The organism is Janthinobacterium sp. GW822-FHT07A03 (assembly GCF_058798815.1).
Genome location: NZ_JBXAKW010000038.1, coordinates 1 through 989, shown reverse-complemented (window position 1 = coordinate 989; position 989 = coordinate 1). Strand labels below are relative to the sequence as shown.

Here is a 989-nt window from a genome sequence, read left to right as displayed (position 1 = left end):
AGACGGGCCTGTGGCGCGTCACTGAATGGATCAGCGATAAAACGTTCCGCCGTCAGTTCCGGACGGTTCAGGTAACCGCGCGCAACACCGGCACCGCCGATGTACATCTCGCCGATCACACCCTGCGGCACCGGCTGCTGGTGCGCGTCCAGCAAGTAGATTCGTGCATTCGCCAGCGGTCGGCCGATATGTGGAATCGGAACCGTGCGGTCGACAAGTGCAAGCGTTGCATCAACAGTACATTCAGTCGGACCGTAAACATTGAAGAACTGAATAGCTGGGACAAGACTCAATTTAATCCACGTTCCTGGACTAATGGCTTCGCCGCCAACCAGAATGCACTTCGGCGGATGCAACATATCAAGCAAGCCGGCTGAGAGAAGCGTTTCCAGCTGGGTCGGCGTACAGTCGAATACGTCGATCTCATAGCGATACAGAAAATCAATGAATTCTAGTGCGTTGGTACGTGTCGACTGCGGAACAATAACAACACGGTGCCCGGACGTCAGCTGCAATATCGATTGCAACGAGGCGTCGAAAGTGAAAAACGCATTCAATGCAACGCTGGAACAATCCGTCGAGAATCTGAATGCCGTCTGCGCAAGCGCTTCCCGCAAGTTCAAAAGTGATCGATGTTCAACGATTACACCCTTGGGTAGGCCGGTAGAGCCGGAGGTGTAGATAACATAGGCCAGATGGGACAGATTTACATCCAGTACAGTCGGGTCTGGATTGGTCTCGGACTGTTCACCTAGCTTATCTAGCTGCAACACCGGCACCGCGACGTTACCGAGCGGGGCTAGCGTGACGCGCAGCACGGATTGTGTCAGTATGACTATTGGCGCGCAATCTGCCAGCACATATTCCAGCCGCTCATCCGGATAAGCAGGATCGACCGGTACATACGCCGCACCGGATTTGAGCACGCCCAGCAGGCCGACCACCATCTCGATGCTGCGCTCCACGCAGATCGCCACCCGGTCGTCGGG

The 989-nt window shown here is 55.5% G+C and carries 1 protein-coding gene; it reads right to left on the bottom strand.

Going from position 1 to position 989, the window contains the following annotated elements; genetic code table 11:
* On the bottom strand, positions 1-989 hold a 989-nt coding region (locus AC1RJW_RS29670; RefSeq protein ID WP_493048107.1), incomplete at both ends, for an AMP-binding protein.